The organism is Bradyrhizobium sp. AZCC 2230 (assembly GCF_036924495.1).
GTDB lineage: Bacteria > Pseudomonadota > Alphaproteobacteria > Rhizobiales > Xanthobacteraceae > Bradyrhizobium > Bradyrhizobium rifense.
In genome coordinates this window covers 1500629-1527252 of record NZ_JAZHRS010000001.1, presented here as the reverse complement: position 1 = coordinate 1527252, position 26624 = coordinate 1500629, and the positions used below count along the sequence as shown (strand labels likewise).

Below are 26624 nucleotides of genomic sequence, written 5' to 3'. Positions count from 1 at the left end.
GGGCGTTCTGTGCCGAGGCGATAACGCATCGAGGCTGGGCGCATGATCAGCGAGCATTTCGATACCCGCACACGGATCAACATGAAGCTGGCGCTCGACCGGGTCTGCCGCAATCGCGCCGTTGGCGAGGATCACGGCTTCCGCAGGTCGGTTGCCGAAAACATCATCCGCTGCGCGCTGACGGGGCGCACCGGCCTTGGCCAGCTCGTCGACGCCGGCGAGCGGGCCACGATTACGACGCGAGCGGCGCGGGAGCCGGGCTGATTGCGCGCTGGCGGAATTCGTCGATGGCTGTGGTAGGGTCGGTGCCGGGAGATTACCGACGGGGCGCGCGACAGCTTGAGCAACGAGGTCCATTGGCGCGACGACATCGCCTCGCTGGTGTTTCCCGTCACCGGCCATGGCGCGATCTGCGCCGTGCACCGGGGCGCCTTCCGGACCTTGCTCGGCACCGAGCCCACGCCGGACGCCTGCCTCGGCTATTTCCGGCGCTTTGAGGCCGCCTTCCGGGCCGCCGCCGGTGCCAAGATCGCCCGCAAGAGCATTTTGCCGGGGACGAGCCTGCATCTTACCAGTCGCGACGTCGCCCGGAAGCTGCTAGAAGACGCGCAAATCGCCAATGGAGAATAGACCATGAGCCCGTCTCAGCTCACGACCGCCCAGCTCGCGAACGCGCAAGTCACGCTTCCGGTCGCCGCCGGGCAGGTGGGACGGCTGTCGCAGGCTCTGATGGCCATGGTGCTCGGCGTGTTCGTCATCGGCATGGTCGGCTTCTCCCACATCGACGTCGTCCACAACGCGGCCCACGACGTACGCCACTCCAACGCGTTCCCCTGCCACTAACCGGGGTGGCATGAGCACTTTTCGCTCGATCGTCTTCGCGTCGGTCATTTCCGGTTTCATCGTCGGTCTCATCGTCACTGTCGTCCAGCAGTTCGGCACTGTCCCCCTGATCCTGAAGGCGGAAGTCTTCGAGAAGGCGGCAGAGACGCACCAGCATGACGCTCAGGCCACCGCGCAGCCGGCGGCAGCCGGGCATGACCACGCCGCCCACGATCACGTTGACCACGACCATGACCATGGCGCCGGCGACCACGACCATGGCACCGGAGCCTGGGAGCCGCGCGACGGTTTTGAGCGCAACGCCTATACCGCGGCCGCCAACGTCCTGACCGCGATCGGATTCGCGCTGCTTCTGGCCGGCTTCTTCGCCGTGCGCAGCGGCGCCATCGGCGCGAGCGTCTCCTGGCACGAAGGCCTGCTGTGGGGGCTGGCGGGCTTTGCCGTCTTCACGCTTGCGCCCGGCCTCGGCCTGCCGCCGGAGCTGCCCGGCGTGCCTGCCGCGCCGCTTTTGTCGCGCCAGATCTGGTGGCTGGCCGCTGTGCTGGCCACGGCCGGCGGGCTCGCTCTGATCGCCTTCGGCCGCTCGGTGCCGGCGGCGATCGCCGGCGTGATCCTGCTGACCCTGCCGCACCTGATCGGCGCGCCGGAGCTCGCCAACATCGAGACCAACGTGCCGTCGTCACTGACGCATCAGTTCGTCACGGCGGTGACGGTGACGAGCCTGGTGTTCTGGACCTTGCTCGGTGGTCTGACCAGCGCGGTGTTTGCGCGTTTCGATCGCGGCGCGGAGTTACGCGCTTAGGCCTGACGCGATCAAACTTGCCAAGGGCCGACTGCCGAAGCAGCGATCGCGGCTCAGTTGCACGTCACGACATGATGTCGTGCAAACCCGTCCACCCCGTGTAGAGGCCGACGAGGACGATCAGGGCCGCCGAGACGTAGGGCGCGCGGTGGGCGTAGCGGCTGAAGCCGCCCCAGTGTCGTTCGACGTGCCGCAGGCTGAGCGCGGCGAGAACGCCGGCCGACACCATCGTGATCGCGAGCCCGATGCCGAAGGACAGCACCAGGACAAATCCGAGGCTGAACTGTTTGAGCTGAATGCAAAGCAGCAACACCGTGATCGCGGCGGGGCAGGGGATCAGTCCGCCGGTGAAGCCGAACAGCACGATCTGCGCCGTCGTCACGGTGCGCCCCGCAAAGCGCCTGCGGATGTCGGCGGCATGGGCGCGCGCGTGCGCGTCGTCCTCGTCGCCGAGATCCATGTGATCGTGATGATGTTCCTCAAACAGAAGCTCGGTGGAGTCGCCGGCGAGCGCGACGCGCGCCTTGAATGCATGCGGTTCGGGAATCTCATCGGTGCTTTCGAGGTATCCGTCCCGGGTGGCGAACGCGAAGGTCTGCTCCGAACCGTCCTCTCGGATCGTGGTCACCTGGATGTCGCCGGCGGCGGGCAGCGCGCCGTTCTCACTGCGGATCCGCCAGCGCGGCAGTACACCGTCCTCAAAGACCTCCAGCAAGAGTGGCCGGCCGGCCAGCGCGATGGATTGCGGCTCGTCGTGGTGATGATGGTCGTGCTCGTGCCCATCGTTTTGCTCCCGCCAGGTGCGCCAGACCATCCAGCCGGCGATGCCGATGATGATGACGGCAGACGCCATTTGCAGATAGGCCTCGCTGCGTTCGCCGGACAATTCCTGGCCGAAATACAACCCCGCGAGCGCGATCGCCCAGACGATCGCGGTATGGGAGATGGTCGCCGACAGGCCGAGCAGCACGGCCTGGAGCACGGTGCCCCTCACGGCGATAATGAACGCAGCCATCATGGTCTTGGAATGGCCGGGCTCGAGACCATGCAGGGCGCCGAGCAGGATGGCGCTGGGCACGAACAGCCATGCGTGCGCGCTGCTCTGTTGGAGCAGGTGAGACAGGTCGGTCATTTCGTTCACTTCAAATAGGTTCGGACGACGTCGATGAGGTCGGCGGCGCCCTTGGCCTTCTCCGGATCCTTTTCGTACGCGGGATCCACGACATGATGGCGGATGTGGTCTTCCAACAGCTCGGTGGTGAGACCGCTGATCGCGCCTTTCACCGACGCCACCAGCATCAACACATCGGCGCAGCCGATCTCCGACTCCAGCGCGCGTTCAACGGCTTCGAGCTGGCCCTTGATACGTCGGACCCGGCCGATGAGCTTCGACTTGTGCTTGATCGTGTGTGACATGTCGGTAAGATAGGGGGGTACCCTATATGAGTCAATCGGCGTTGCCAGCAAGGGAGATATTGAAGGCGACTCAGTCGCTGTCCAATCGCCATCGCCCCAGAGTTGGGGCGCACCTCGCGTGCTCAAAAAGCTCCAGTTGTGGATGACCCATCCGGCGAGGGTAACACTGTAGGCTTTTCCGTGTCCTCCGGGCCACTTTTGTGCTCTTCAGGCAACATTCCCGTGCGATTTGACCGTTATCGCAGTCCGTTCGCATCGGCGCCGCTTTTTGGCCACACCCGAACATGAATAAAATCACTCTAATGTTTTCAGGGGCTGGGCTGGTCCCTTGCAGGCGGCAGGAAATCCCAAGGTCGATTCAAATCTTGGGTCTGATGTTCCGGGTCTGACAAGGGTTAGCCAAGGAAACTGGACCAAGGAAACTGGTCGCGATGGACGCCAAGACCAACATCAAGCAGAGGCTGCCGAGCCGTCATGTGACGGAAGGCCCTGCACGCGCGCCCCACCGGTCCTACTTCTACGCCATGGGTCTGACCACCGAGCAGATCCACCAGCCCTTCGTCGGCGTCGCCTCGTGCTGGAACGAGGCCGCCCCCTGCAACATCTCCCTGATGCGCCAGGCGCAGGCGGTGAAGAAGGGCGTGGCGTCCGCCGGCGGCACGCCGCGCGAATTCTGCACCATCACCGTCACCGACGGCATCGCCATGGGCCATGACGGCATGCGCTCCTCGCTGCCGTCGCGCGAATGCATCGCCGATTCCGTCGAGTTGACCGTGCGCGGCCACGCCTATGACGCGCTGGTGGGGCTTGCCGGCTGCGACAAGTCGCTGCCGGGCATGATGATGGCGATGGTTCGCCTCAACGTGCCCTCGATCTTCATCTACGGCGGCTCGATCCTGCCCGGCAATTTCCGCGGGCAGCAGGTCACCGTGCAGGACATGTTCGAGGCCGTCGGCAAGCACTCGGTTGGTGCCATGTCGGACGAGGACCTCGACGAGATCGAGCGTGTGGCGTGTCCCTCGGCGGGCGCCTGCGGCGCGCAGTTCACCGCCAACACCATGGCGACCGTCTCCGAGGCGATCGGCCTGGCGTTGCCTTACTCGGCCGGTGCTCCTGCACCGTATGAAATCCGCGACGCCTTCTGCATGACCGCGGGCGAGAAGGTGATGGAGCTGATCGCGTCCAATCTCCGGCCGCGCGACATCGTCACCCGGAAGGCGCTGGAGAATGCGGCCGCCGTGGTTGCCGCCTCGGGTGGCTCGACCAATGCTGCACTGCACCTGCCGGCGATCGCGCACGAGGCCGGAATCAAGTTCGATCTGTTCGACGTCGCCGAAATCTTCAAAAAGACACCATATGTCGCGGATTTGAAGCCGGGTGGCCGTTATGTCGCCAAAGACATGTTTGAAGTAGGTGGCATACCGCTTCTGATGAAGACGCTGCTCGACAACGGATTTCTCCACGGTGACTGCATTACCGTCACCGGTCGAACGATCGCCGAAAACCTCAAGAGCGTGAAGTGGAATCCGCACCAGGACGTGGTGCACCCGGCAGATAAACCCATCACCGTCACGGGCGGTGTGGTCGGTCTGAAGGGCAATTTGGCGCCAGAAGGTGCGATCGTGAAAGTCGCGGGAATGTCCAACCTCAAGTTTACCGGTCCGGCCAGGTGCTTCGACCGCGAGGAGGATGCGTTCGAGGCGGTCCAGAAGCGCACCTACAAGGAAGGCGAAGTCATCGTGATCCGCTACGAGGGCCCCAAGGGTGGCCCCGGCATGCGGGAGATGCTCCAGACCACCGCTGCGCTGACCGGCCAGGGCATGGGCGGCAAGATCGCGCTCATCACCGACGGACGCTTCTCCGGCGCCACCCGTGGCTTCTGCATCGGCCATGTCGGGCCTGAAGCAGCCATCGGCGGCCCGATCGGGCTGCTCGAGGACGGCGACATCATCGAGATCGACGCCGATAACGGGACCCTTAACGTAAAATTGAGCGACGCCGAACTCGCCCAGCGCAAAACCAAATGGAGCGCTCGCGCGACTAACCACACGACGGGCGCGCTCTGGAAATATGCCCAACAGGTTGGACCAGCGGTCGGGGGGGCAGTGACCCATCCGGGCGGCGCGCACGAGAAGCAGTGCTATGCGGACATCTAGGCGTACCATTGTTGCGTTTGTGTTGGGGGCTACCGCGCTGGCCGCGCCGGCGCTCGCCTTCGACGGCGCGCCGGTCAACCAGAAGGATGCGACCATCCCGGTCGTGACCACTCTGCCCGGTGCTGCAGGCGCGGTGCGCAAATCGGCGCCGCCGGTCGCTTCCCAGGAAACCTCGCTCAGCGCTCTGCAATATGCCGCCGAGGGCGGTCACCCGATCGCGCAGTGGAAGCTCGGCCGCATGTACGCCAATGGCGACGGCGTGGCCCAGGACGATGTGCGCGCGTTCGATTATTTCACCCGGATCGCGAATGCGCATGCCGAGGACAGCCCGTCGGCGCCGCAGGCGCAGGTCGTGGCCAATGCCTTCGTCGCGCTCGGCCGTTACTATCTGAGCGGCATCCCGAACTCCAAGATCAAGGCCGATCCGGACCGGGCGCGGGAGATGTTCTCCTATGCCGCCTCCTATTTCGGCAATGCGGATGCCCAGTACGATCTCGCCCGGCTCTATCTGAAGACGCCGGACGCTTCGCGCGAGGATTTCCGCTACGGCGCGCGCTGGCTCGGCCTCGCCGCCCAGAAGGGCCAGCACGAGGCCCAGGCGCTGCTCGGGCAGATGCTGTTCAACGGCGACCGCCTGCCGCGGCAGGCCGCGCGCGGCCTGATGTGGCTGACGCTCGCGCGTGACAGCGCCGGCACCGACGAGACCTGGATCAAGGAAAACTACAACCGCGCCTTCGCCAAGGCGTCGGATGACGACCGCGCCATGTGCCTGCAAATGCTGGAACAGTGGGTGCAGGGCCGCCGCGAGTAATCCGGCGAGGCGGCTACGCCGCCTCCAGATCCAGATCAGCCCACACCGGCACGTGGTCCGACGGCTTCTCCCAGGCCCGCACATAGCTGTCGATGCCGACATTGGCGAGCTTATCGCTGGCCTGCGGCGACAGCAGCAGATGGTCGATGCGCAGGCCCTGGTTCTTCTGCCAGGCCCCAGCCTGGTAGTCCCAGAAGGTGTACAGCCCGGGCTCGTCGGTGACCGCCCGCAAGGCATCGGTCAGGCCGAGGCCGAGCAGGGATTGGAAGCTCTCGCGCGTCTCGGGCTTGAACAGGGCGTCCTCGGTCCAGGCGGCGGGATTGTGGACGTCGCGGGTATGCGGAATGACGTTGAAGTCGCCTGCGAGGATCAGCGGCTCCTCGGTCTTAAGGCGCTCCTTCGAATACTCAAGAAGCCGCGACATCCATTTGAGCTTGTAGGGGTATTTCTCGGTGCCGACCGGGTTTCCGTTGGGCAGATAGAGGCAGGCGATGCGCAGCACGCCGCGCTTGAGCGTCACCACGCCCTCGAGGAAGCGGGCGTGCGCATCCTCGTCGTCGCCGGCAAGCCCTGACTTGGTCTCGTCGAACTTGAGCTTGGAGAGCAGCGCCACGCCGTTGAACGTCTTCTGCCCGTGGGTCACCACGTTATAGCCGAGCGCCTCGATCTCCAGCCGCGGGAAGGCCTCGTCGACGCATTTGATCTCCTGCAGGCAGACGACGTCCGGCTGGCACTCCCTGAGCCAGGTCAGCAGGAGGTCGATCCGCTGCCGGACCGAATTCACGTTCCAGGTGGCAACTCTGATGGGCATGTCGACGGGCTCCGGGCAGGGGTGATGGTTAGAACAAAATGCAAACGTGCCCGTCAAGGACGGCGCAAAATCTCCCACAAAATTAACCCGGCTTAAGCCGGCCCTGGGCCATTGATACCGAAAAGGTTTTTCGAATGGGATGGCCGGACAAATCCATGACGCCAAGCGAGCCGCGCGACGGCCTGATCGGCGCGTTCCTGTACTGGCTCGGCGGCTTCGAGATCGAGGACGGCCTCACTGCCGATCTCAGCGAGCGCGAGCTGCGCCGCATCCGCGCCAAGCAGATCGACGCGGTGACGCGGGCCATCCCGGTGACGATGTCCGTCACCATGCTCAACGTGGCCTTCGTGCTGATCCTGTTCTGGGGCCGGGGCTGGAACGATTTCCTCGCGATCTGGGGCATGACGCTTGCCGCCACCGCCTCGCTCGCCGTTCGTGCGTGGCGGCGCGCGCAGCAGAATCCGCCGCAGGAAGCGTCACGCCGCGCGACGCGGCAGATGATGCGTCAGGCATTCTTCCTCGCCGCGATCTGGGGCACGCTGCCGCTCGCGCTGTTCAGCCGGGTCGGGCCGACCAGCCAGCTGATCCTGGCCTGCCTGATGGTCGGCATGATGTCCGGCGGCGCCTTCACACTCTCGACCTTCCCGCGCGCGGGCCTCGTCTATCTCGCGACCATGACAATCGCCTGCGCCGGCGCGATGCTGTTGTGCGGTGCTGCTCCGTATGCCCTGACGGCGGTGTTCCTGCTGCTGTTCGCGTTCTTCATGGCGCGCAACATCGTCTCGCAGGGCAACCTGTTCCTCGGCAATCTCAAGGCCCAGCTCGAGCTCGAACGCCAGACCGAGATCATCTCGTTGCTGCTGAAGGATTTTCAGGAGAACGCCAGCGATTGGCTGTGGCAGACCGATGCCGAAGGGCACCTCACCGATGTGCCGCAACGCTTCGCCGACGTCGCGCAATTGCCGCTTCCGCTGCTGAAAGGATCGTTGTTCGCCGACGTGCTCGACATGCTGTGCCCCGACGACAAGGCGGCGGCCTACAACGTCGTCGGCCTGATGGAGCACGCCGAGCCGCTGCACGAGATGAACCTCAAGGTCGTTGCGGGCGGCGAGGCGCGGCTGTGGTCGCTGACCGCAAAGCCAGCCTATGACCGCGACGGGCAATTTTTGGGCTATCGCGGCTTCGGCCGCGACGTCACCGAGCGCTGGCGTGCCGAAAAGGCCGAGGCCGAGAGCCGCGCGAAGTCGGATTTTCTGGCCGTGATGAGCCACGAGATCCGCACGCCCATGAACGGTGTGCTCGGACTTGCCAGCATGCTGCTCGAAACAAAACTCGATTCGGAGCAGCGTGAGGCCGTCACCACGATCCGCGAATCCGGTGACAATCTCCAGCGCATCCTCAACGACATCCTCGATCTGTCCAAGCTCGAGGCCGGGCGCTTCGCGTTCGAGGCGATCGACTTTGCGCCGCAGACGCTGGTCGAGACGGTCGCGACCGTGGTGCGCGCAAGCGCCAAGAGCAAAGGGCTCGCGGTCAAGGTCGAGCTCGATCCGAATTTGCCGCCGACGCTGCGTGGCGACGTCGCGCGCATCCGCCAGGTGTTGCTCAATCTCGCCTCCAATGCGGTGAAGTTCACCGACCAGGGCGAGGTGACGATCAAGGCCATCTGCCAGGCGCGCCGCGATCTGCTCGCGACCGTCGAATGGACCGTGACGGACAGCGGCATCGGCATCGCGCCCGAGAAGCTCGGGCAGCTGTTCTCGGATTTCGCCCAGGCCGATGCCTCGATCAGCCGCCGCTTCGGCGGCACTGGCCTCGGTCTTGCGATTTCCCGGCGCATCATCGAGCAGATGGGCGGCACCATCGGCGTCACCTCGACGCCGGGTGAGGGCTCCACCTTCCGCTTCACGCTGGTGCTGCCGTGGAGCCAGGCGCAGACGTCCAATCAGGACGCGGGCCGCGATGAAGCCGACGATCTCGCGGCTCGCATCGCAAGCCTCGACCGGCCGCTGAAGGTGCTGGTCGCCGAGGACGACGCCGTCAACCGCATGGTCGTGAGCAAGATGCTCGGTGCCTTCGAGGTCGAGCTGCGGGTCGTCGCCGACGGCGTCGAGGCCGTCGCGGCCGTCGCCGAAGGCGATTACGACGTCGTGCTGATGGACGTACGCATGCCTGAGATGGATGGCCTTGCCGCGACCCGGGCGATCCGCGCGGAAGGCGGGCGCTTCGAGACCCTGCCGATCATCGCATTGACCGCCAACGCCTTCCCCGAAGACGTCAAGATCTGCCGCGAAGCCGGCATGTCGGACTTTCTGGCGAAGCCGCTACGGAAGCCCGCGCTGGCCGCGGCCCTGCTGCGCGGGCTGGACGGTCATGTGATGGCAGACGACGCGCCGCTCCAGCCGGATCTGATGCCGGTCGAGGCGGAGTGGACGGGACGAGGAAAGGCAGATGACGGGAGCTTGAGGCCCGTCAGATCGAGAAGCTGGTCCCGCAGCCGCAGGACGCGGTCGCATTGGGATTGTTGACGCGGAACGAGGCGCCGATCAGATCGTCGACGAAATCCACCTGTGAGCCCGCCAGAAACGGCTGCGAGGCGGAATCGACCAGCACCACCGCGTTCGCTTGCTCAATCACGAGATCGTCGTCGGTGCGGTCGCGGTCGATGTCGAACTTATATTGGAAGCCGGAGCAGCCACCGCCTTCGACGGAGATGCGCAGCATCGCGCCTGTGCCTTCGCCCTTGAGGATCTCCCCAATCCGGCGTGCGGCGCGGTCACTGATGGTCACGTCAGTCGTCATGGCTCGTCTCCGATAGGCCCGCAGTCATACCCAATTCATTTGGTATCCCGCGTCCGGCATAGTTAAGTGCAAGGATACGCAGAATCAAATGGATAGGGACTAAATTCGTCGTGTCCGTCGGAATGGCTGCCCCTCACGCGCCCTATGCCTGCGACCCCGATCGCAGCCGCGGCCGGCTGGTCGCCGAGCCCCCGAGCCGCACCCGGAGCCCGTTCCGGCGCGATTGCGACCGGGTGATCCATTCGACCGCGTTCCGCCGCCTGAAGTACAAGACCCAGGTGTTTGTGTTCCACGAGGGCGATCATTACCGCACACGGCTGACCCATTCGCTGGAGGTCGCGCAGATTGCCCGCGCGCTGGCGCGCCAGCTTGGGCTGGATGAGGACCTCACGGAAACCCTGGCGCTGGCCCATGATCTCGGCCATCCGCCCTTCGGCCATGCCGGCGAGCGGGCGCTGGATGCCTGCCTGAAGGATTTTGGCGGATTCGACCACAATGCCCAGGCGCTCCGCGTCGTCGGCTCGCTGGAGCACCGCTATCCCGAGTTCGACGGGCTGAACCTGACCTGGGAGTCGCTGGAGGGCATCGTCAAGCACAACGGCCCGCTGACCGACCGCAGCGGTGCGCCCGTCGGGCGCTATCGCGAGCACGGCATTCCCGTCGGCATCGCCAATTATATCAAGACCTACGATCTCGAACTCTGGAGCTTCGCTTCGCTGGAAGCGCAGGTCGCCGCGATTGCCGATGATATCGCCTACGACGCCCATGATATCGACGACGGTCTGCGCGCCGGCCTGTTCCATCTCGATGATCTCAAGGTGATGCCGCTCACCGCGGAGATCATCGCCGAGACCTCGGCGCATTATCCCGATCTCGAAGACGTCAGGCGCGGGGCTGAGCTGGTGCGCGAGCTGATCTCGCATCTGATCGGCGCGGTGTTCGCGGAGGCGCAGAAGAATATCGCCGCCGTCAGCCCGCAATCGGCCCAGGAGGTGCGCCAGCAGAGCCGGGCGCTGATCGCGTTCCCCGCCGCGGTCGCCGAGGAAGAGGCCGCCATCAAGCGCTTCCTCTACCAGCATATGTATCGCCACAAGCGAGTGATGCGGGTAATGGCGGAGGCGGAACAAATCCTGTTCGACTTGTTCGCAAAGTACCTGACATCGCCGGCCGACCTGCCGCCGGAATGGCTGGTCGGGGCGGAGGCGGACGACGAGGGCGACCGGGCCCGCCGGATCGGCAATTTCATTGCCGGAATGACTGACCGTTTCGCCCTGACCGAGCACCAGCGGCTCTTTGACTCGACCCCGGATTTGCGTTAGGCGGCGCCCATGCCCGACACATCCTCAGCACCGCATTTGTTCGCCGACGTGCTCGCACGCGTGCACGCCGTCTGCCGCGCGCTCGCGGCGGAAGCCAACTGGCCCGAGGGCATCGATTTCACGCGCGTGGTGGTCGAGCCGCCGCGCGATGCCTCCCATGGCGACATGGCGACCAACGCCGCCATGGTGCTTGCGAAAGAGGCAAAGGCAAAGCCCCGTGACCTCGCCGAGCAGATCGCCGAGCGGCTCCGCGCCGATGCGCTGATCGCCAAGGTCGATGTCGCCGGTCCCGGCTTCATCAATCTGACGCTGATACCCGCCGCCTGGGCGGAGGCACTGCGGACGGTGCTGCGCGAGGGCGCCGATTACGGCCGCGTTCGTGGCGGCTCCAAGGTCAATGTCGAATACGTCTCGGCCAATCCGACCGGTCCGATGCATGTCGGCCATTGCCGCGGCGCCGTGTTCGGCGATGCGCTGTCGAGCCTGCTCGAGTTCGGCGGCCACGATGTCACCCGCGAATATTACATCAACGACGCCGGCGCGCAGGTCGATGTGCTCGGGCGTTCCGCGTTCCTGAGGTATCGCGAGGCGCTCGGTGAGGATATCGGTGCGATTCCGGAAGGCTTCTATCCGGGCGACTACCTTAAACCGGTCGGGCAGGCGCTCGCGAAAGAGCACGGCGACAAGCTTCTCGTGATGAGCGAAGCCGAGTGGCTGCCGATGGTACGTGCCAAGGCCATTGCGATGATGATGGACGAGATCCGAAACGATCTTGCCGCCCCTCAACATCCGCCACGACGTGTTTTTCTCGGAGCGCTCGCTGATCGAGACCGGCAACAACAAGGTTGCCGAGACCATCGATTTCCTGAAGGCCAAGGGCGACATCTACGAAGGCCGGCTGCCGCCGCCGAAGGGCGCGCCGGTCGAGGACTGGGAAGATCGCGAGCAATTGCTGTTCAAGGCGACCGCCTACGGCGACGACGTCGATCGTCCGTTGATCAAGTCGGACAATTCCTACACCTACTTCGCCTCCGACATCGCCTACCACAAGAACAAGTTCGACCGTGGTTTTGCGGAGATGATCGACGTCTGGGGCGCCGATCATGGCGGCTACATCAAGCGCATGCAGGCGGCGGTCAAGGCGACGACCTCCGGCAAGGGCGCGCTCGACGTCAAGATCGTCCAGCTCGTCAAGCTGCTGCGCAATGGCGAGCCGGTGAAAATGGGTAAGCGAGCCGGTAACTTCGTTACCCTTCGTGAAGTGGTGGATGAAGTCGGCCAGGACGCCGTCCGCTTCATGATGCTCTACCGCAAGAACGACGCGGTGCTAGATTTCGACCTCGCCAAGGTCATCGAACAGTCGCGCGACAACCCCGTGTTCTACGTCCAGTACGGCCACGCCCGCGGCCACTCGATCTTCCGCAACGCGCGGGCGGAGGTGTTCCCGGAACTCGCCGAGGATGCCGGCAAGCGGATTGCCTGGCTCAGTGAGTCGGCCGTGGAGCGGCTGTCGGATCCTGTCGAGCTCGACCTTCTCAAGCGCCTCGCAATTTATCCGAGGATGCTGGAAGCTGCCGCTGCGGCACATGAGCCGCACCGAATTGCGTTCTATCTCTATGACTTAGCGAGCGAATTTCACGCACTTTGGACGAAGGGGCGCGATTTGCCCTATTTACGCTTCATTATCAATAATGATGCAGATCTAACAAAGGCGCGGCTGGCCATGGTCCAGGGCGTCGTCTCTGTCCTGGCATCGGGCCTCGCCATCCTCGGCGTCCATGCTCCGGACGAGATGCGGTAGTTTGGGGCGAACTACTTAAGGGGAATAATATTGGGGGTACCGGCAGAAGCCGGATCGCTTAGACTTGGTTGAAAGCCTTGTGGGTCGAAAGCCGCGCCTTGGTCGAGGGGCGCGCGGCTTTCCCGAAGGGACGCATCATCACGATGGCCGATCGATATCAGAACAGACCGTTTCCTTCCGATGACTTTGGTCGCGGTGGCGATCAGCATGGGAAGGCGGAGACCGATCCCCTGGCCGAACTCGCCCGCCTGATCGGACAGACCGATCCGTTCGCAGCGCAGGGCCGCCCAGGTGCGCGGCCGGCAGCAGCGCCAGCTCAGACTCATCAGGACGACGATTATTCGCAGGACGACTATCAGCAGGACTATTCCGAGCAGGCCGCGGCGCCTCAGCCGGGGCCGCCGTCATGGATGCGGCGCGCCAACGTGCAGCCGCAGCCGGCGCCCGAGCCCGATTATCCCGTCGCCGTGAATCCCGTGCATCCGTTGCATCGCTATTCAGCCCAGCCGGCTGCGCCGGAGCCTGAGGTTCATCAGCCGCAGGCCTATCAGGATCGCGCCTACCAGGATCAGGCTTACCAGCACCAAGCCCACCATCAGGAGCAAGCCCAGGAGCAAGCCTACGAGGCGCCGTACGAGCAGCCCGATCCGGCGCGCTACGATGATGCGCTTTATGGGCGGCTCGAGTCGGGCGAGCAGGATTTTCAGCGTGAGCCGGCCTATCCGGACGACCCCTACGCGTTCCAGAGCGACTATCCCGAGGCCGATCTCGACGAGCCGAGGAAATCGCGCGGCGGCATGATGACGGTCGCCGCGATCCTCGCGCTGGCAGTGGTCGGAACCGGTGCGGCCTTCGCCTACAAGACCTATGTCGGATCGCCCCGCAGCGGCGAGCCGCCGATCATCAAGGCCGACAACACGCCGACCAAGATCGTGCCGGCGCCGTCGGACTCCTCGGCCAAGGTACCCGATCGCATGGCGAGCGGCGACGGCAGCGAGAAGATCGTGCCGCGCGAGGAGGCGCCAGTCGACGTCAATGCCAAGGCGGCCGGTCCGCGCGTGGTGTTTCCGCCGCTGAACCAGAATGCGAACCCGCCGCCGGTTGCGAGCGTGTCGCCGTCCAACATTCCGCCATCGAATGCCGGTCCGGTCCCGAGCAACGGGACGATGCCGAACAGTGCGCCACGCTCGATCAAGACCGTGGCTGTGAAAGGTGACCAGACCGATAGCGCCGTGCCGCAGGGCGCCGCACCGCCAGCAGCCAAGCCGGCCACGCCGCCGAAGCCGGTCGCTGCGCCGGCCGCGCCGCGTACGCCGCCGACCTCGGCCAATGCCAGCGCCAACCAGCCGCTCTCGCTGGCACCGCAGGCCGCGCCGGCCGAACCGCCGCAGCGTATGGCCGCGACCAATCCGACCCAAATTGCACCCGCGCCGAGCGGTGGAGGTGGCGGCTTCGTCGTGCAGGTTTCCTCGCAGCAGAGCGAGGACAGCGCCGCCGCGTCCTACCGGGTGCTGCAGAGCAAATATGGCAGCGTCCTCGGCGGCCGCTCCCCGGTCATCAAGCGCGTCGACCTGACCGACAAGGGCAAGGGCATCGTCTACCGCGCGTTCGCCGGACCGTATGGCTCGGCCGACGAGGCGGTGCAGGCCTGCAACAATCTGAAGTCGGCTGGCCTGCCGTCCTGCTTCGTCCAGAGGAATTAGCGGCCGTTTCCTTGACCCCCTCCCGGGGCAGGGTTAATCGGCCCCATGAGCACGCGGGCCTTCAATACCGGCGTATCCGGAACGGAACTGACCGCCGCCGAGCGGGCGTTTGGCCGTCGCGGATGCCCATGGGACTTCATTCCCTTCAGGCGTAGCATCGAAATTTCGACGCAAGTCACGGTGCCGCTTCAGGAATTGACGGTCGCGGGGATGACTGCGGCCAATCTCGGTGGTCTCAGCATTCCCGTGGATGGCGCGGCCGACCCCGCCCATCCGGTGACGACTTCTGCGACAATGATCGCTCAGGTGATTCGCAGCGTAGTTGGGTTCCAGGGTTTGTTAATGAGTGATGACGTGCCGATGAACACGCTGGCGGGAGGCATCGCCGAGCGAATTCGCGTCATGTTCGCGGCCGGCTGCGACACGACGCTTCACAGCAATGACAATGCGGAACTGGACGCATTGACCGCAACCACGGCACCCGCATGAGCGCAGAAATCCTATCGTTTGAAACCGGGCGGCCCGCGGAGCTGGCCGAGGGCGAGCCGGCGTTGGTGGTCGACGTCGAAGGCTATGAGGGCCCGCTCGATCTCCTGCTCGCGCTGGCGCGGCAGCAGAAAGTCGATCTCGCCAAGATCTCGATCCTGGCGCTGGCCGACCAGTACCTTCACTTCATCGAAGCCGCGCGAAAAATCCGGCTCGAGCTTGCGGCCGACTATCTCGTGATGGCCGCCTGGCTTGCCTTCCTGAAGTCGCGCCTGCTGCTGCCGGAGCCGCCGAGTGCGGAAGGCCCGAGCGCCGAGGAAATGGCAACCGCGCTCGCCAACCGTCTGCGCCGCCTGGAGGCCATTCGCGAAGCCGCCAACCGGCTGATGAACCGGCAGCAATTGCTGCGCGACATTTTTCCGCGCGGTGAGCCCGAGCAGATCGCCGAGATCCGCCATCCGAAATACACCGCGACATTGTACGACCTGCTCACCGCCTATGCCTCGCAGCGCCAGTCGCGCGTGCTGGCGAGCGTGCATCTGGCCAAGCGCACGGTGTGGTCGCTCGCCGAGGCGCGCGCCACGCTGGAGCGGCTGGTCGGCAGCATCAGCGAACAGGACGACTGGGGCGTGCTCGACGATTTCCTGGTCCGTCACGTCGCTGATCCGACGCAGCGCGCGACGGTGTTCGCCTCGAGCTTCGCCGCCGCGCTCGAGCTGGTGCGTGAAGGTCAGCTCGAGCTGAATCAGAAAGAAGCGTTTGCGCCCATCTATTTCCGGAAGGGGCGTCCTAAACCGGTTCCGGACGCAGCTCCTGCGCCCGATGCGCCGGTCGCTTAAGTGCAAGAAGGAGAAGCTGCCATGGCTTTGGCGGAAGTTCGCGTAGAAGAGGTCGAGCCGATGGAGAACGAGCCCCAGGCACGTCCGGAAGAACTGCGGCTGCTGGAAGCGCTGCTGTTTGCTTCGAATGAACCGCTGGATACGGCGACGCTGGCCAAGCGCATGCCCGAGGGCGTCGACGTCAAGGCTGCGCTTGAGCAGCTCCAGGCCGACTACGCTTTGCGCGGCGTGAATCTCGTGCGGGTCGCCAACAAATGGACGTTCCGCACCGCCGGCGATCTTGCCTGGCTGATGACGCGTGAGAGCACCGAGACCCGGCGCCTGTCGCGTGCCGCGATCGAGGTGCTGGCGATCATCGCCTATCACCAGCCGGTGACGCGTGCCGAGATCGAGGAAATCCGCGGCGTCGTCACCTCCAAGGGCACGCTCGACGTGCTGCTGGAGACCGGCTGGATCAAGCCGCGTGGCCGCCGCAAGACGCCCGGCCGCCCGCTGACCTTCGGAACCACCGAGGACTTCCTGTCGCAGTTCACGCTGGAACAGCTCGGCGACCTGCCGGGTCTGGAGGAGCTGAAGGGTACGGGGCTGCTGGATTCGCGGCTGCCGACCGGCTTCAGCGTGCCGACGCCGTCGGATGATCCGCAGCTGCGCGAGGACGAGGACCCCCTGGAACCGGGCGAGGACCTCGATCTGGCCCTGGCGCCTGCGGTCGAGCCCGAGACGCCGCCGGAAGGCGGTAATGAGGGCGGCGAAGGCGGGAACGAGGAGTGATCCTCCGGCCTCTCTGTGGGCCGCCTGCGACCAGTTAACACTAGGCAAGATTACGTAGCGCCAACAGCGAATTGGCGCTGCGTTGGTCCTTGTTTTTGAGGCCTGCGAAGCCTAGGTTTCGGTGAAGATCGGCCGGGGGTCCCGGCGATGCGCGTTTGGAGGGTTGCAGGATGGGTTCACTTAGCATTTGGCACTGGATCTTGGTGATCGCAGTGGTCCTGCTGCTGTTCGGCCGTGGCAAGATTTCGGATCTGATGGGCGACGTGGCGCAGGGCATCAAGGCCTTCAAGAAGGGCATGCAGGACGACGACAAGGTCGCTGACAAGCCGGCCGAGCCGTCCAAGTCCATCGAGCACAATGCGGCGCCGACCGCGGCGCGATCCGACGTCGGCAGCAAGGCCGTCTGAGCCAGGAGCACGCGAGACGCGGGAAACGGACCCGATCCTGCGCGTGAGGGATTGGGCCGATCGTGGCTTCGCGTGAACGGAAGACGTCATGTTCGACATCGGGTGGAGTGAGCTGGTTCTGATCGGGGTCGTGGCCCTGGTCGCCATTGGCCCGAAAGAGCTGCCGGGCGTGCTGCGCATGGTCGGCCAGTGGATGGGCAAGGCCCGCAAGATGGCCGCCGAATTCCAGGGCCAGTTCCAGGAAGCCATGCGCGAGGCCGAGATGGCCGACCTCAAGAAGAGCTTTGACGAGGTCAAGGAAGCCGCCTCCGGCTTCACCGGCGGCGGTCTGATGACCTCGCTGCAGAAGGACGTCAGTGACGCGCTGCGCGTCGACGCGCTCGACAAGCCGGCCGAGACGTCGACCACGACAACTGCTCTCGAACCGCCGGCGACTTCAAGTGAAGCGCCGGCGACTCCGACGACACCGGAAGCCCCGACGCCTGAGACCTTTGTGGAAGCCGAGGCGCATACGGCCGTGAACGAGCCGCTCGCCGTCACCCGTGAGGTCGAGCAGACACCGGTCGCGCAGGACACCGCGCCCGAGGCGATCAAGGACGCCAAAGCGTCATGAGCGACGCCGAGATCGAGGCCAGTAAGGCCCCCTTGATGGACCATCTGATCGAGCTGCGCTCGCGGCTGATCAAGGCGTTGCTCGGTTTCGGCGTGGCCTTCATCTTCTGCTTCTTCTTCGCCAAGCAGATCTACAACGTGCTGGTCTGGCCGTTCGTGTGGGTCGCGGGCGCCGACAACTCGAAATTCATCTACACGGCGCTGCTGGAATATTTCATCACCCAGCTCAAGCTCGCGCTGTTCGGTGCCGGCTTCATCTCGTTCCCGATCGTCGCGACGCAAATCTACAAGTTCGTCGCGCCCGGCCTCTACAAGCACGAGAAGCAGGCCTTCCTGCCGTATCTGGTCGCGACCCCGTTTTTCTTCGTGCTGGGCGCAGCGCTGGTCTATTTCGTTGTGCTGCCGATGCTGGTGCGCTTCTCGCTCGGCATGCAGCAGGCCGGCAGCGACGAGACCGCGCAGATCCAGCTTCTGCCCAAGGTCGGCGAATATCTGTCGCTGATGATGTCGCTAATCTTCGCCTTCGGCATTGCTTTCCAGCTTCCGGTGATCCTGACCCTGCTCGGGCGGATCGGCATCATCACGTCAAAGATGCTGCGCGAGAAGCGCCGCTATTTCATCGTCGTCGCCTTCATCATTGCGGCCGTGTTGACGCCGCCTGACGTGCTCAGCCAGTGCTCGCTCGCAATTCCGCTGCTTTTGCTCTACGAGGGTTCGATCATCTCGGTCTCGATGGTCGAGAAGAAGGCAGCCGCCTCGAAGGCGACCACCGGCACCGACGTGTCGACGCCGGCGAATCCGGCCGAGTAGGGCGCCGCGTCCTCGGTGTCATTCCCCGCGAAAGCGGGAATCCAGCAGGCCGCGGCCCCTCGGAGAATCACCCCTGTCTCTGGAATACTGGATCGCCCGCTTTCGCGAGCGACGACGCCTGTGGTAGTGGGAAGCGCTGTGCACTCCGCCAACACGCGCGTTGGCCATTGCACGCTGATTCAGGACCACCGCCATGCACGACATCAAATCGATCCGCGACAATCCGCAAGCCTTCGACGCCGGTCTCGCCCGGCGGGGCCTGAAGCCGTTGTCGGCGTCGCTGCTCGCGATCGACGAGCGTCGGCGGGCATCGATCCTGGCTTCCGAGCAGGCACAGGCGCGGCGCAACGCTGCGTCCAAGGAAATCGGCGACGCCAAGAAGGCCAAGGACGCGGCGCGCGCGACCAAGCTGATGGCGGAAGTCGCCGAGCTCAAGACCACGATGCCGGAACTCGAGGCCGCGGCGAAGGCTGCAGACGATGAGCTGACCAAGGAGCTGTCCGCAATCCCGAACATTCCGTTCGATGAAGTGCCGGATGGCGTCGATGAGCACGGCAACGTCCAGCACCACGTGTTCGGTGCCAGGCGCAACTACGGTTTTGCGCCGAAGCTGCATGACGATCTCGGCACCGCGCTCGGCTACATGGACTTCGAGGCGGCGGCAAAACTCTCCGGTGCGCGCTTCGTCGTGCTGAAGAAGGGGCTGGCGCGCCTCGAGCGCGCGATCGGGCAGTTCATGCTCGACCTGCACACCAACGAGCACGGCTACACCGAGATCAACCCGCCGCTCCTGGTGCGCAACGAGGTGATGTTCGGCACCGGACAATTGCCGAAGTTCGAGGACGACCAGTTCTGGGCGATCAAGGGCGAGCTGCTCGCGTCCCCCGATCATGAGCGGCTGAAGACCGAGCGCCTCGGCCTGATCCCGACGGCGGAAGTCTCGCTGACAAATCTCGCGCGCGAATCCATTCTCGACGAGAAGCAGCTGCCCATGCGGCTGACCGCGCTGACGCCGTGCTTCCGCGCCGAGGCGGGCGCTGCTGGGCGCGACACGCGCGGCATGATCCGCCAACATCAGTTCACCAAGGTCGAGCTGGTCTCGATCACGACGCCCGAGACCAGCAAGGACGAGCTGGAGCGGATGCTGTCCTGCGCCGAGCAGGTGCTGCGGAAGCTCGACCTGCATTATCGCGTCATGACGCTCTGTGCAGGGGATATGGGTTTCTCGTCGCAAAAAACCTACGACATCGAAGTGTGGATGCCCGGGCAGGGCGAGGGCGGCATGTTCCGCGAGATCTCGAGCTGCTCGGTCTGCGGCGATTTCCAGGCGCGGCGCATGGATGCGCGCTCGCGCGGGCCCGACGGCAAGCCGCGCTTCGTGCACACGCTGAACGGTTCCGGCACGGCGGTCGGCCGCGCGCTGATCGCTGTGATGGAGACCTATCAGCAGGAGGACGGCTCGATTGCCGTTCCGAGCGTGCTTCAGCCCTATATGGGTGGGTTGAAGGTGGTCGCGCGCGAGTAAATCTCGTCGTCTGTCTGAAACGCAGAAACGTTTGGTTGCGAAGATCGGGCGGCCGGGTATCCTGCCGGCCATTCGTCAACGCGAACAGATCGTCCATGGCCTTGCACAGCGACATCTTCTGGGTCGGCCGACAATGGGCGGTGACGGGTGCCGGTATCCAGGCCGTCGACCAGCGCTTGCGTGGCGTGCTGGACATCGACATCGCGCGGCTCTGGGACGACACGCATGTGCAAAGCCGGCGCGCCAAGCCGGGCGTCAATATCGAGGATTTTGACAACGCGGTGACGGTCGCGCGTGAGCGCTTTCCGGAGACGCCGGCGTCGGCCCCGTTCGTTGCGCAACTGAAGGCGCTCGGTGTGATTGAGCCCCCCGTCGTCAGCCCAGTCGTGCCGGCGATGCAACTGCATGCGGAGGGCAAGCTCGCGCGCTTCCTGCCGCAATGGCGCGTCCGCCGTTAATAATGCATCGGGCCTGGATAGTTAGGCGTGATCGGGAAATAGGTGTTCGTGTCCGTTGCGTGTGAGCGGTGCCGCGTTGGCACGCAGCCACGGCGCGTTGCGACCAAGCCATGTCCACAGTCACGCGGCCGCTGCTCTGATGACAATTTCGGCGAGGCGTCGATATCCGGCTTCACCGCGGCCGTGACGCAAGGGCCATCGCGCGGACAGCGTTTTGGCACGCATTTGCCGCGTGCGAATTCGAGATCGTAGATCTGTCCGGACATTGTGACCTGGCCATTGCACAGGCACGCGCCGGCGACCGTCATCTGACCACCAAGGCAATTGTCCGCATTGGCGCGCACGCAGGTGCCGCCCGGATCCGTGCCCGCCGCCATCAACTGGAATCCGGCCGGGCAGGTGCATTGCCCATCGCTCGCGGTGCCGCCGATGCAAGTGATGGTGATCAGCGCGCGCGGCGGGACGGAGGGCGGTGCGACGTCGGTAATGCAGGCGCCACCCTCGACATGGGAGTTGGGCGGGCAGACGAGCGGCGGAGGCGTCGCGCTGGTCTCGGCCGGGGCGGGAGGCGGGCTCGGCTCTGGCGCTGCAGGGACTGGCGCGGGCGCAACGGGGACCGACTTGGCGGCGCAGACGCCGTTGCGGAACTCCTGCCAGGGAGAGCAGCGGTCCGCAGGTCCCGAATCCTGTGCCCATCCGGCGCCCGCCACGCAGAGGCCGAGACCGAGGGCGATTGCGGCTGCAAAGCGGGTCATTCCGTGCCCAGTCGCCTGAAAATGCGCGAGAAAATTAGGATGCGGCGTTGCGGCGCCGCAATGAGCCAGATCACAGAGGAGACCTGCATTGTATCGGCCGAATTCCCGCCTTCGGCCGGTTTGCCTGATCCGCCATAGCCGGATAAGACGGCCTGACCCCAGCTCAGGAATCGACCACCGGCATGCGCATTCTCTGCACCAATGACGACGGCATCCACGCTCCCGGCCTCAAGGTCGTGGAGGAGATCGCACGCGCGCTGTCCGACGACGTCTGGGTGGTGGCGCCCGAGCTCGATCAGTCCGGCGTGTCGCATTCGCTGTCGCTGAACGATCCGCTGCGCCTGCGCGAAGTCGGGCCGCGGCACTTCGCGGTGCGGGGCACGCCGACCGACTGCGTCATCATGGGCGCACGCCATATCCTGGGCACCAAGCCACCCGATCTCGTGCTTTCCGGCGTCAACAAGGGCCGCAACGTTGCCGAGGACGTCGTCTATTCCGGCACCATCGCCGGCGCGCTCGAAGGCACCATCTTAGGCATCCCGTCATTCGCGCTGTCGCAGGAGTTCAGCGTCGAGACACGCGAGCGGCCGCTGTGGGACACCGCGCGCAAATTCGGCCCTGACATCCTGCGCAAGGTGATCAAGGCCGGCATCCCGAAAGACACCGTCATCAACGTCAACTTCCCGTCCTGCGCGCCGGAAGAGGTGCTCGGCATTCGCGTCACGCGGCAGGGCAAGCGCAATCTCGGTTTCCTCCGGATCGACGAGCGCAGGGACGGCCGCAACAATCCCTATTTCTGGATCGGCTTCGAACGTGCCGCAATGATGGACACGCCGGCCGAAGGCACCGATCTCGCGGCGCTGCGCGAGCGCTATGTCTCGGTCACGCCGCTGCGGCTCGATCGCACCAATGAAGCGTTTTCAGAAGAGCTGAGCGCCACGCTAAAGTAAGGACGATTTGGAAGTCGCGGCTAGCCGCCGCGAAGCGCGGCTTCGATGGTCTTGCCGAGCGCGTCGAGCTGAAACGGCTTCTGCAGCGCCGGCCGGTCGCGATATTGCTCGGGCAGGCCGGACGAGCCGTAGCCGGTGGCAAAGATGAACGGGCAGCCCTTTTCCCTGATGAGATCGGCAACCGGCGAGATGACCTTGCCGTTGACGTTGACGTCGAGGATGGCGATGTCGAACTCGGTGGCCTGGACCAGCCGCAGGGCCTCGTTGATATCGCCCGCTTCAGCCGCGACCTTGTAGCCGAGCTCCTCCAACATATCCGCGACCATCATTCTGATCATGACCTCGTCTTCGACGAGGAATACAGAGCGGCCCGAAAGCCCGGTCGCGGTCATTGTCGTTGAGTCCTTGCCCATCTCCGGAAAACGTTCGCAGATAACACGAATCGACGCAATGCGCGTTTCGGCCAGCGGATGCCCGAAAATGGCGTTTGCTGTTGGTCCGCTGCAAGCCGATCTATGGTCAAATACCGCAGCAAAACGCTATCATAGGTTCCTGAGCAGGAACAGGATTCTTGCCCGGGCCCGAGCGACGCGTGCGACGATCCGGCCCTCTGACGAGACGATATAAGCAGCGATGACCTCCAATCACCCCCCGCCGGAAAAGATGATGTTTCAGCTCACGCTGAGGCGTCGCGGCATCAGCGATCAGACCATACTGCGGACCATGGAAGAGGTGCCGCGCGATCTCTTCGTCGAGGCCTCCGATCGCGACGCCGCCTACCGTGACAGCGCGCTGCCGATCGCCTGCGGACAGACCATCAGCCAACCCTTTGTCGTCGCCTACATGACCGAGCAGCTTCAGCTCCAGAAGAGCCACCGCGTGCTCGAGATCGGCGCCGGCTCCGGCTATCAGGCCGCCGTGCTGTCGCGGCTGACGCGCGAGGTGCTGACGGTCGAGCGCTACCGCAAGCTTGCGGACGCCGCGCGCGCCAGGCTTGAAAAGCTCGACTATCACAATGTTGAGGTGATGCTCGGCGACGGGCTCAATCTGCCACCCAACATCGGCCCGTTCGACCGCATCATCGTCACCGCCGCGGTGGAGCAAATTCCGGAGAACCTGGTCGAACGGCTCGAGGTCGGCGGCATCCTGATCGCGCCGGTCGGCCCGCATCAGGGCGTGCAGACACTGACCCGCCTGAGCCGGACCCAGGCCGGGATCGAACGCAGGGAACTCGTCGAAGTCCGCTTCGTGCCGGCACTGCCCGGCGTGGCGCGGGAGCTGTAGAAATCCGGATTAGCTGTGCGGCCAATGTCTTATTGGGAGGGTTAAGCCGTTATTTACTCGGCGCGTGTTTACTTAAAAGACCAGTTTTGTTGCGTACGAGTGAGTAACCATGTCTGTAGTCGCCGAGTTGCTTTACTCGCGCCGCGTACCGCAGGTCGCGGTGCTGGCGCTGATCTCTCTCAGCTTTGCAGGGTGCAGTGCCGACACCCAGTCGCGGCTGTCCCAGTCGAACTTCTCCAATCCCTTCTCCTCTGAGCAGACCGGTTCGGTCCAGCAGGCCCCGCCGCCGCAGCGTGAGCTGCCGCAATATGCGCGGCCGCAGACCCAGCCCGGCTATTATCAGTCCCAGGCCTTGCCGCCGCCGGCGGTCGCTGCGCCGCAATCCTATCCGGTTGCGTCGGGTGGGGGCGTCTCCGGAGGCGGTCGCGGGCTCGGCTCCTACACACCGCCGGCTCAGCCGCGTCTTGAAGCGACCGGCACCGTGCCGCCGCGCTCGGTCGCTGCCGCCCAGCCGGTCGGCGGGACCAAGATCATCGTCGGCACCAGCGACACGCTCGACGTGCTCGCCAAGCGCTATCATGTGAGCCCGCAGGCGATCATGGCCGCCAACGGCTACAAGGGACCGCGCGCGCTCTCGCCCGGCCAGCAGCTGGTCATCCCGCATGCGGGTGCTACGGCCGCTGCTCCCGCGCCGGTCATGACTCCGGTTGCTGCTGCTCCGGCGATGGCGCCGAAGCCGGTGGCTGCCGTTGCCGCGCCGTCCAGCCTCCATTTCGTCAATCACGGCGACACGCTCGCCAGCATCGCGCGCAAGAACCATATCTCCGCGGCCGAGCTCGCCCGCGCCAATGGTCTCGAACCGTCGGCCAAGCTCAAGCTCGGCACCAAGCTGACCGTGCCGGGTGCCAAGACCGCAGCGGTTGCCGCGCCGCTTGCTCCGGCGCCTGTCGCTGCGGCCCCCGTGGCGGCTGCACTGCAGCCGGTCGCGGCAGCTCCCGCTCCGACCACCAAGATGGCCGCTGTTGCCCAGCCGACGCAGAGCGCGCGCCTGGCTCAGGCCACCACCAATATCGAAGAGAAGCCCGCCGAGACGACGCCGGCGAAAGCGGCCGAGACCACCAGCTCGCTGCCGACCTTCCGCTGGCCGGTGCGCGGCAAGGTGATCACGAGCTACGGCGCCAAGACCAACGGCAAGTCCAATGACGGCATCAACGTCGCGGTGCCCGAGGGTACGCCGGTCAAGGCGGCTGAAGACGGCGTCGTCGCCTATTCTGGCAACGAGCTGAAAGGTTACGGCAATCTGGTCCTGGTTCGGCACTCCAACGGCTACGTCACCGCATATGCCCATGCGAGTGAGCTGTTGGTGAAGCGCGGCGATCCTATCAAGCGCGGTCAGGTCATTGCCAAGTCGGGTCAATCCGGCGAGGTGGCGTCGCCGCAGCTCCACTTCGAGATCCGCAAGGGATCGAGCCCGGTTGATCCGCTTCAGTTTTTGAACGGGGCGTGAGGTTCGCATCCCTGTGGAGCAGGGGCGCGCCATCACCACATGCAAGCTGTCATCGCCCGCGAAAGCGGGCGATCCAGTATTCCAGAGACAGTTGTTATTGAGCCGATAGGTCGCGGCGTACTGGATTCCCGCTTTCGCGGGGAATGACAGTTGAGCTCGGAGCGATAGCTAGCCTTACTGCGCCGTCAGCTTCACGCCGAGCCGACCCGCCAACTCCTGCACGAACTGCCAGGCGACACGGCCCGAGCGCGAGCCGCGCGTCGTCGACCATTCCAGTGCTTCGCGTTCCAGCGCCTCGTCGTCGAGCTCGATGCTGAAATGGCTGCAATAGCCGCGCACCATGGCGAGATATTCGTCCTGGCTGCAGCGGTGGAAGCCGAGCCACAGGCCGAAGCGATCCGACAGCGAGACCTTTTCCTCGACGGCTTCGCCGGGATTGATCGCGGTCGAACGCTCGTTCTCGATCATCTCGCGCGCGAGCAGATGGCGGCGGTTGGAGGTGGCGTAGAGAATGACGTTCTCGGGCCGGCCCTCGATGCCGCCTTCGAGCACGGCCTTGAGCGACTTGTAGGACGCATCATTGCCGTCGAAGGAGAGGTCGTCGCAGAACACGATGAAGCGGAAGGACGAGGCACGCAGTTGCTCCATCAGCGCGGGCAGGCTCTCGATGTCCTCGCGATGGATCTCGATCAGCTTCAGCTTGTCGGCGGGTTTGCGATCGGCGTTGATGCTGGCGTGGGCGGCTTTCACGAGCGAGGACTTGCCCATGCCGCGCGCGCCCCAGAGCAGGGCGTTGTTGGCGGGCAGGCCGTTGGCGAACCGCTCGGTGTTCTCCATCAGGATGTCGCGCATCCGGTCGACGCCCCTGAGCAGGAACAACTCGACGCGGCTGACCCGCGGCACCGCAGCAAGGCGGCCGTCGGGGTGCCAGACATAGGCGTCCGCCTGTTTGAACGATTCGCGCTCGACGGCCGGCTTGCCCTGGGCGGCGAGGTGCGCCGCAATGGTCTCCAGCGCGCGGACGATGCGCTCCTGGGAAAGGTCCTGGGAGACCTTTGAGGCTGCCTTGGGAGCCGCGTTTGAGACCGCCTTGGGGCGTTTTGCCGCGACCTGGACGGGCTTAATGACAGGGGTACGGGGGCCTTTGCCGGCCGGGCTTTTGCTTGGTTTTTTGGGCATGTCCGAAGTTCCTGAGAATGCAGCCTTTATCGGGCCTGACGGCCCGCCGCAAGGTGGCCAAATCGACGGTCTGGCAGCGTTGCAATTGGGGCAATGGCCGCTATAGTCCGCGCGAATTTGACCGAACCGGTCGCCGTAAGGGCCTGACCGGCTTCCCCTGTTTCCACGAGGACCGTCCGAATGTTCATTACCCCTGCGTATGCCCAGGCCGCGGGTGCCGGTGACACCAACAGCATGTTGATGTCGCTGCTGCCGTTCGCCCTGATCTTCGTGATCATGTACTTCCTGATTCTGCGCCCGCAGCAGAAGAAGGTGAAGGACCACGCCGAGCTCGTGAAGAACATTCGCCGTGGCGACACCGTCGTGACCTCGGGCGGCCTGGTCGGCAAGGTTACCAAGGTCGTCGATGACGACCAGATCGAGTTCGAGATTTCCGACGGCGTTCGCGTGCGCCAGATGCGGTCGATGATCTCCGGCGTGCGCGCCAAGGGCGAGCCGGCCAAGGACAGCGCGAAGGAAAGCGCCAAGGACGACGCCGCGGCGAAGTAAGCGCGTCCGCGAGTCTTTTAATAAGTTT

27 protein-coding genes and 2 pseudogenes are annotated in these 26624 nt (G+C 64.9%); 22 read left to right on the top strand and 7 right to left on the bottom strand.

From position 1 onward, the window contains the following. Nucleotides 1–42 precede the first annotated feature (42 nt). From V1280_RS07390 to V1280_RS07375, 4 genes are all read left to right on the top strand, one after another. Complete coding sequence (locus V1280_RS07390) at nucleotides 43–264, top strand: hypothetical protein (protein ID WP_334521078.1); 222 nt, start codon at nucleotides 43–45, stop codon at nucleotides 262–264. A gap of 75 nt (nucleotides 265–339) precedes the next feature. Next, nucleotides 340–630, top strand: coding sequence for a hypothetical protein (locus tag V1280_RS07385; RefSeq protein WP_334521075.1), 291 nt, complete (start codon nucleotides 340–342; stop codon nucleotides 628–630). Nucleotides 631–633: 3 nt separating this feature from the next. After that, complete coding sequence (locus V1280_RS07380; RefSeq protein ID WP_334521072.1) at nucleotides 634–843, top strand: CbtB domain-containing protein; 210 nt, start codon at nucleotides 634–636, stop codon at nucleotides 841–843. Between the two features lie 10 nt (nucleotides 844–853). Beyond that, entirely contained in the window at nucleotides 854–1645 is a 792-nt protein-coding gene (locus V1280_RS07375; RefSeq protein ID WP_334521069.1) for a CbtA family protein, read from the top strand. A 64-nt stretch (nucleotides 1646–1709) separates the two neighbouring features. Here the strand turns inward: V1280_RS07375 and V1280_RS07370 are convergent, their stop codons facing one another. Then, nucleotides 1710–2777, bottom strand: a complete 1068-nt coding sequence (locus tag V1280_RS07370; protein WP_334521066.1) for a nickel/cobalt efflux transporter — start codon at nucleotides 2775–2777, stop codon at nucleotides 1710–1712. Nucleotides 2778–2782: 5 nt separating this feature from the next. Beyond that, nucleotides 2783–3061 carry a metal/formaldehyde-sensitive transcriptional repressor gene (locus V1280_RS07365; RefSeq protein ID WP_258766793.1) on the bottom strand — a complete coding sequence of 93 codons (279 nt, stop codon included), beginning with the start codon at nucleotides 3059–3061 and terminating at the stop codon, nucleotides 2783–2785. Nucleotides 3062–3492: 431 nt separating this feature from the next. Between V1280_RS07365 and ilvD the strand changes: the two genes are divergently transcribed. Then, nucleotides 3493–5217, top strand: coding sequence for a dihydroxy-acid dehydratase (gene ilvD, locus V1280_RS07360; RefSeq protein ID WP_334521061.1), 1725 nt, complete (start codon nucleotides 3493–3495; stop codon nucleotides 5215–5217). Next, nucleotides 5204–6028: a tetratricopeptide repeat protein gene (locus tag V1280_RS07355; protein ID WP_334521058.1), complete on the top strand. Its 825-nt coding sequence runs from the start codon at nucleotides 5204–5206 to the stop codon at nucleotides 6026–6028. Before ilvD ends, V1280_RS07355 begins: the two co-directional genes overlap by 14 nt. 13 nt (nucleotides 6029–6041) lie before the next feature. Here the strand turns inward: V1280_RS07355 and xth are convergent, their stop codons facing one another. Further along, nucleotides 6042–6839 carry an exodeoxyribonuclease III gene (xth, locus tag V1280_RS07350; RefSeq protein ID WP_334521056.1) on the bottom strand — a complete coding sequence of 266 codons (798 nt, stop codon included), beginning with the start codon at nucleotides 6837–6839 and terminating at the stop codon, nucleotides 6042–6044. A gap of 134 nt (nucleotides 6840–6973) precedes the next feature. Between xth and V1280_RS07345 the strand changes: the two are divergent. Beyond that, a pseudogene (locus tag V1280_RS07345) lies at nucleotides 6974–9305 on the top strand (ATP-binding protein). Nucleotides 9306–9311: 6 nt separating this feature from the next. On the opposite strand, the gene erpA reads toward V1280_RS07345, so the two are convergent. Next, nucleotides 9312–9641, bottom strand: a complete 330-nt coding sequence (erpA, locus tag V1280_RS07340) for an iron-sulfur cluster insertion protein ErpA (protein ID WP_148777955.1) — start codon at nucleotides 9639–9641, stop codon at nucleotides 9312–9314. 110 nt (nucleotides 9642–9751) lie between these two features. Here erpA and V1280_RS07335 point away from each other — a divergent pair, with 110 nt between their 5' ends. The 11 genes and pseudogenes from V1280_RS07335 to V1280_RS07285 all read left to right on the top strand — a co-directional run bounded on the left by V1280_RS07335 (nucleotide 9752) and on the right by V1280_RS07285 (nucleotide 20372). Then, on the top strand, nucleotides 9752–10960 hold the full coding sequence (locus V1280_RS07335; protein WP_334521049.1) for a deoxyguanosinetriphosphate triphosphohydrolase: 1209 nt from the start codon (nucleotides 9752–9754) through the stop codon (nucleotides 10958–10960). 9 nt (nucleotides 10961–10969) lie between these two features. Next, nucleotides 10970–12761, top strand: a pseudogene (gene argS, locus V1280_RS07330) (arginine--tRNA ligase). Nucleotides 12762–12904: 143 nt separating this feature from the next. Continuing rightward, nucleotides 12905–14464, top strand: a complete 1560-nt coding sequence (locus V1280_RS07325) for an SPOR domain-containing protein (protein ID WP_334538223.1) — start codon at nucleotides 12905–12907, stop codon at nucleotides 14462–14464. 45 nt (nucleotides 14465–14509) lie between these two features. Beyond that, a complete protein-coding gene (locus V1280_RS07320) occupies nucleotides 14510–14953 on the top strand; it encodes a glycoside hydrolase family 3 N-terminal domain-containing protein (protein ID WP_334521047.1) in 444 nt (147 codons plus the stop codon). After that, the gene (locus V1280_RS07315; RefSeq protein WP_148777951.1) at nucleotides 14950–15789 is read left to right on the top strand and encodes a segregation and condensation protein A; all 840 of its coding nucleotides are present in this window, start codon (nucleotides 14950–14952) and stop codon (nucleotides 15787–15789) included. The genes V1280_RS07320 and V1280_RS07315 overlap by 4 nt, the downstream gene beginning before the upstream one ends. A 21-nt stretch (nucleotides 15790–15810) precedes the next feature. Then, on the top strand, nucleotides 15811–16560 hold the full coding sequence (gene scpB / locus V1280_RS07310; RefSeq protein ID WP_334521043.1) for an SMC-Scp complex subunit ScpB: 750 nt from the start codon (nucleotides 15811–15813) through the stop codon (nucleotides 16558–16560). Nucleotides 16561–16730: 170 nt separating this feature from the next. Then, nucleotides 16731–16967 (top strand): twin-arginine translocase TatA/TatE family subunit, encoded by a 237-nt coding sequence (locus V1280_RS07305; protein ID WP_092028685.1) that lies wholly within the window; start codon nucleotides 16731–16733, stop codon nucleotides 16965–16967. A gap of 88 nt (nucleotides 16968–17055) precedes the next feature. Continuing rightward, nucleotides 17056–17580: a Sec-independent protein translocase protein TatB gene (tatB, locus tag V1280_RS07300; protein WP_334521034.1), complete on the top strand. Its 525-nt coding sequence runs from the start codon at nucleotides 17056–17058 to the stop codon at nucleotides 17578–17580. Continuing rightward, nucleotides 17577–18389: a twin-arginine translocase subunit TatC gene (gene tatC, locus V1280_RS07295; protein WP_334521031.1), complete on the top strand. Its 813-nt coding sequence runs from the start codon at nucleotides 17577–17579 to the stop codon at nucleotides 18387–18389. The genes tatB and tatC overlap by 4 nt, the downstream gene beginning before the upstream one ends. 193 nt (nucleotides 18390–18582) lie before the next feature. Continuing rightward, a complete protein-coding gene (serS, locus tag V1280_RS07290) occupies nucleotides 18583–19914 on the top strand; it encodes a serine--tRNA ligase (RefSeq protein WP_334521029.1) in 1332 nt (443 codons plus the stop codon). Nucleotides 19915–20009: 95 nt separating this feature from the next. Beyond that, nucleotides 20010–20372, top strand: coding sequence for a hypothetical protein (locus V1280_RS07285; protein ID WP_334521026.1), 363 nt, complete (start codon nucleotides 20010–20012; stop codon nucleotides 20370–20372). Here V1280_RS07285 and V1280_RS07280 read toward each other — a convergent pair. Continuing rightward, a complete protein-coding gene (locus tag V1280_RS07280) occupies nucleotides 20369–21127 on the bottom strand; it encodes a hypothetical protein (RefSeq protein WP_334521023.1) in 759 nt (252 codons plus the stop codon). The two genes, V1280_RS07285 and V1280_RS07280, sit on opposite strands and share 4 nt — an antisense overlap. 182 nt (nucleotides 21128–21309) lie before the next feature. On the opposite strand from V1280_RS07280, the gene surE reads away from it, so the two are divergent. After that, complete coding sequence (surE, locus tag V1280_RS07275; RefSeq protein WP_334521020.1) at nucleotides 21310–22077, top strand: 5'/3'-nucleotidase SurE; 768 nt, start codon at nucleotides 21310–21312, stop codon at nucleotides 22075–22077. 20 nt (nucleotides 22078–22097) lie between these two features. On the opposite strand, the gene V1280_RS07270 is transcribed toward surE, so the two are convergent. Then, nucleotides 22098–22469 carry a response regulator gene (locus V1280_RS07270; protein ID WP_148777943.1) on the bottom strand — a complete coding sequence of 124 codons (372 nt, stop codon included), beginning with the start codon at nucleotides 22467–22469 and terminating at the stop codon, nucleotides 22098–22100. 241 nt (nucleotides 22470–22710) lie between these two features. Here V1280_RS07270 and V1280_RS07265 point away from each other — a divergent pair, with 241 nt between their 5' ends. After that, nucleotides 22711–23361: a protein-L-isoaspartate(D-aspartate) O-methyltransferase gene (locus V1280_RS07265; protein WP_334521017.1), complete on the top strand. Its 651-nt coding sequence runs from the start codon at nucleotides 22711–22713 to the stop codon at nucleotides 23359–23361. A gap of 109 nt (nucleotides 23362–23470) precedes the next feature. Next, nucleotides 23471–24868, top strand: coding sequence for a LysM peptidoglycan-binding domain-containing M23 family metallopeptidase (locus V1280_RS07260; RefSeq protein ID WP_334521014.1), 1398 nt, complete (start codon nucleotides 23471–23473; stop codon nucleotides 24866–24868). A 174-nt stretch (nucleotides 24869–25042) separates the two neighbouring features. Here the strand turns inward: V1280_RS07260 and V1280_RS07255 are convergent, their stop codons facing one another. Continuing rightward, nucleotides 25043–26047 carry an ATP-binding protein gene (locus V1280_RS07255; protein WP_334521011.1) on the bottom strand — a complete coding sequence of 335 codons (1005 nt, stop codon included), beginning with the start codon at nucleotides 26045–26047 and terminating at the stop codon, nucleotides 25043–25045. 180 nt (nucleotides 26048–26227) lie between these two features. Here V1280_RS07255 and yajC point away from each other — a divergent pair, with 180 nt between their 5' ends. After that, nucleotides 26228–26596 carry a preprotein translocase subunit YajC gene (gene yajC, locus V1280_RS07250; protein ID WP_148753779.1) on the top strand — a complete coding sequence of 123 codons (369 nt, stop codon included), beginning with the start codon at nucleotides 26228–26230 and terminating at the stop codon, nucleotides 26594–26596. Nucleotides 26597–26624 lie beyond the last annotated feature (28 nt).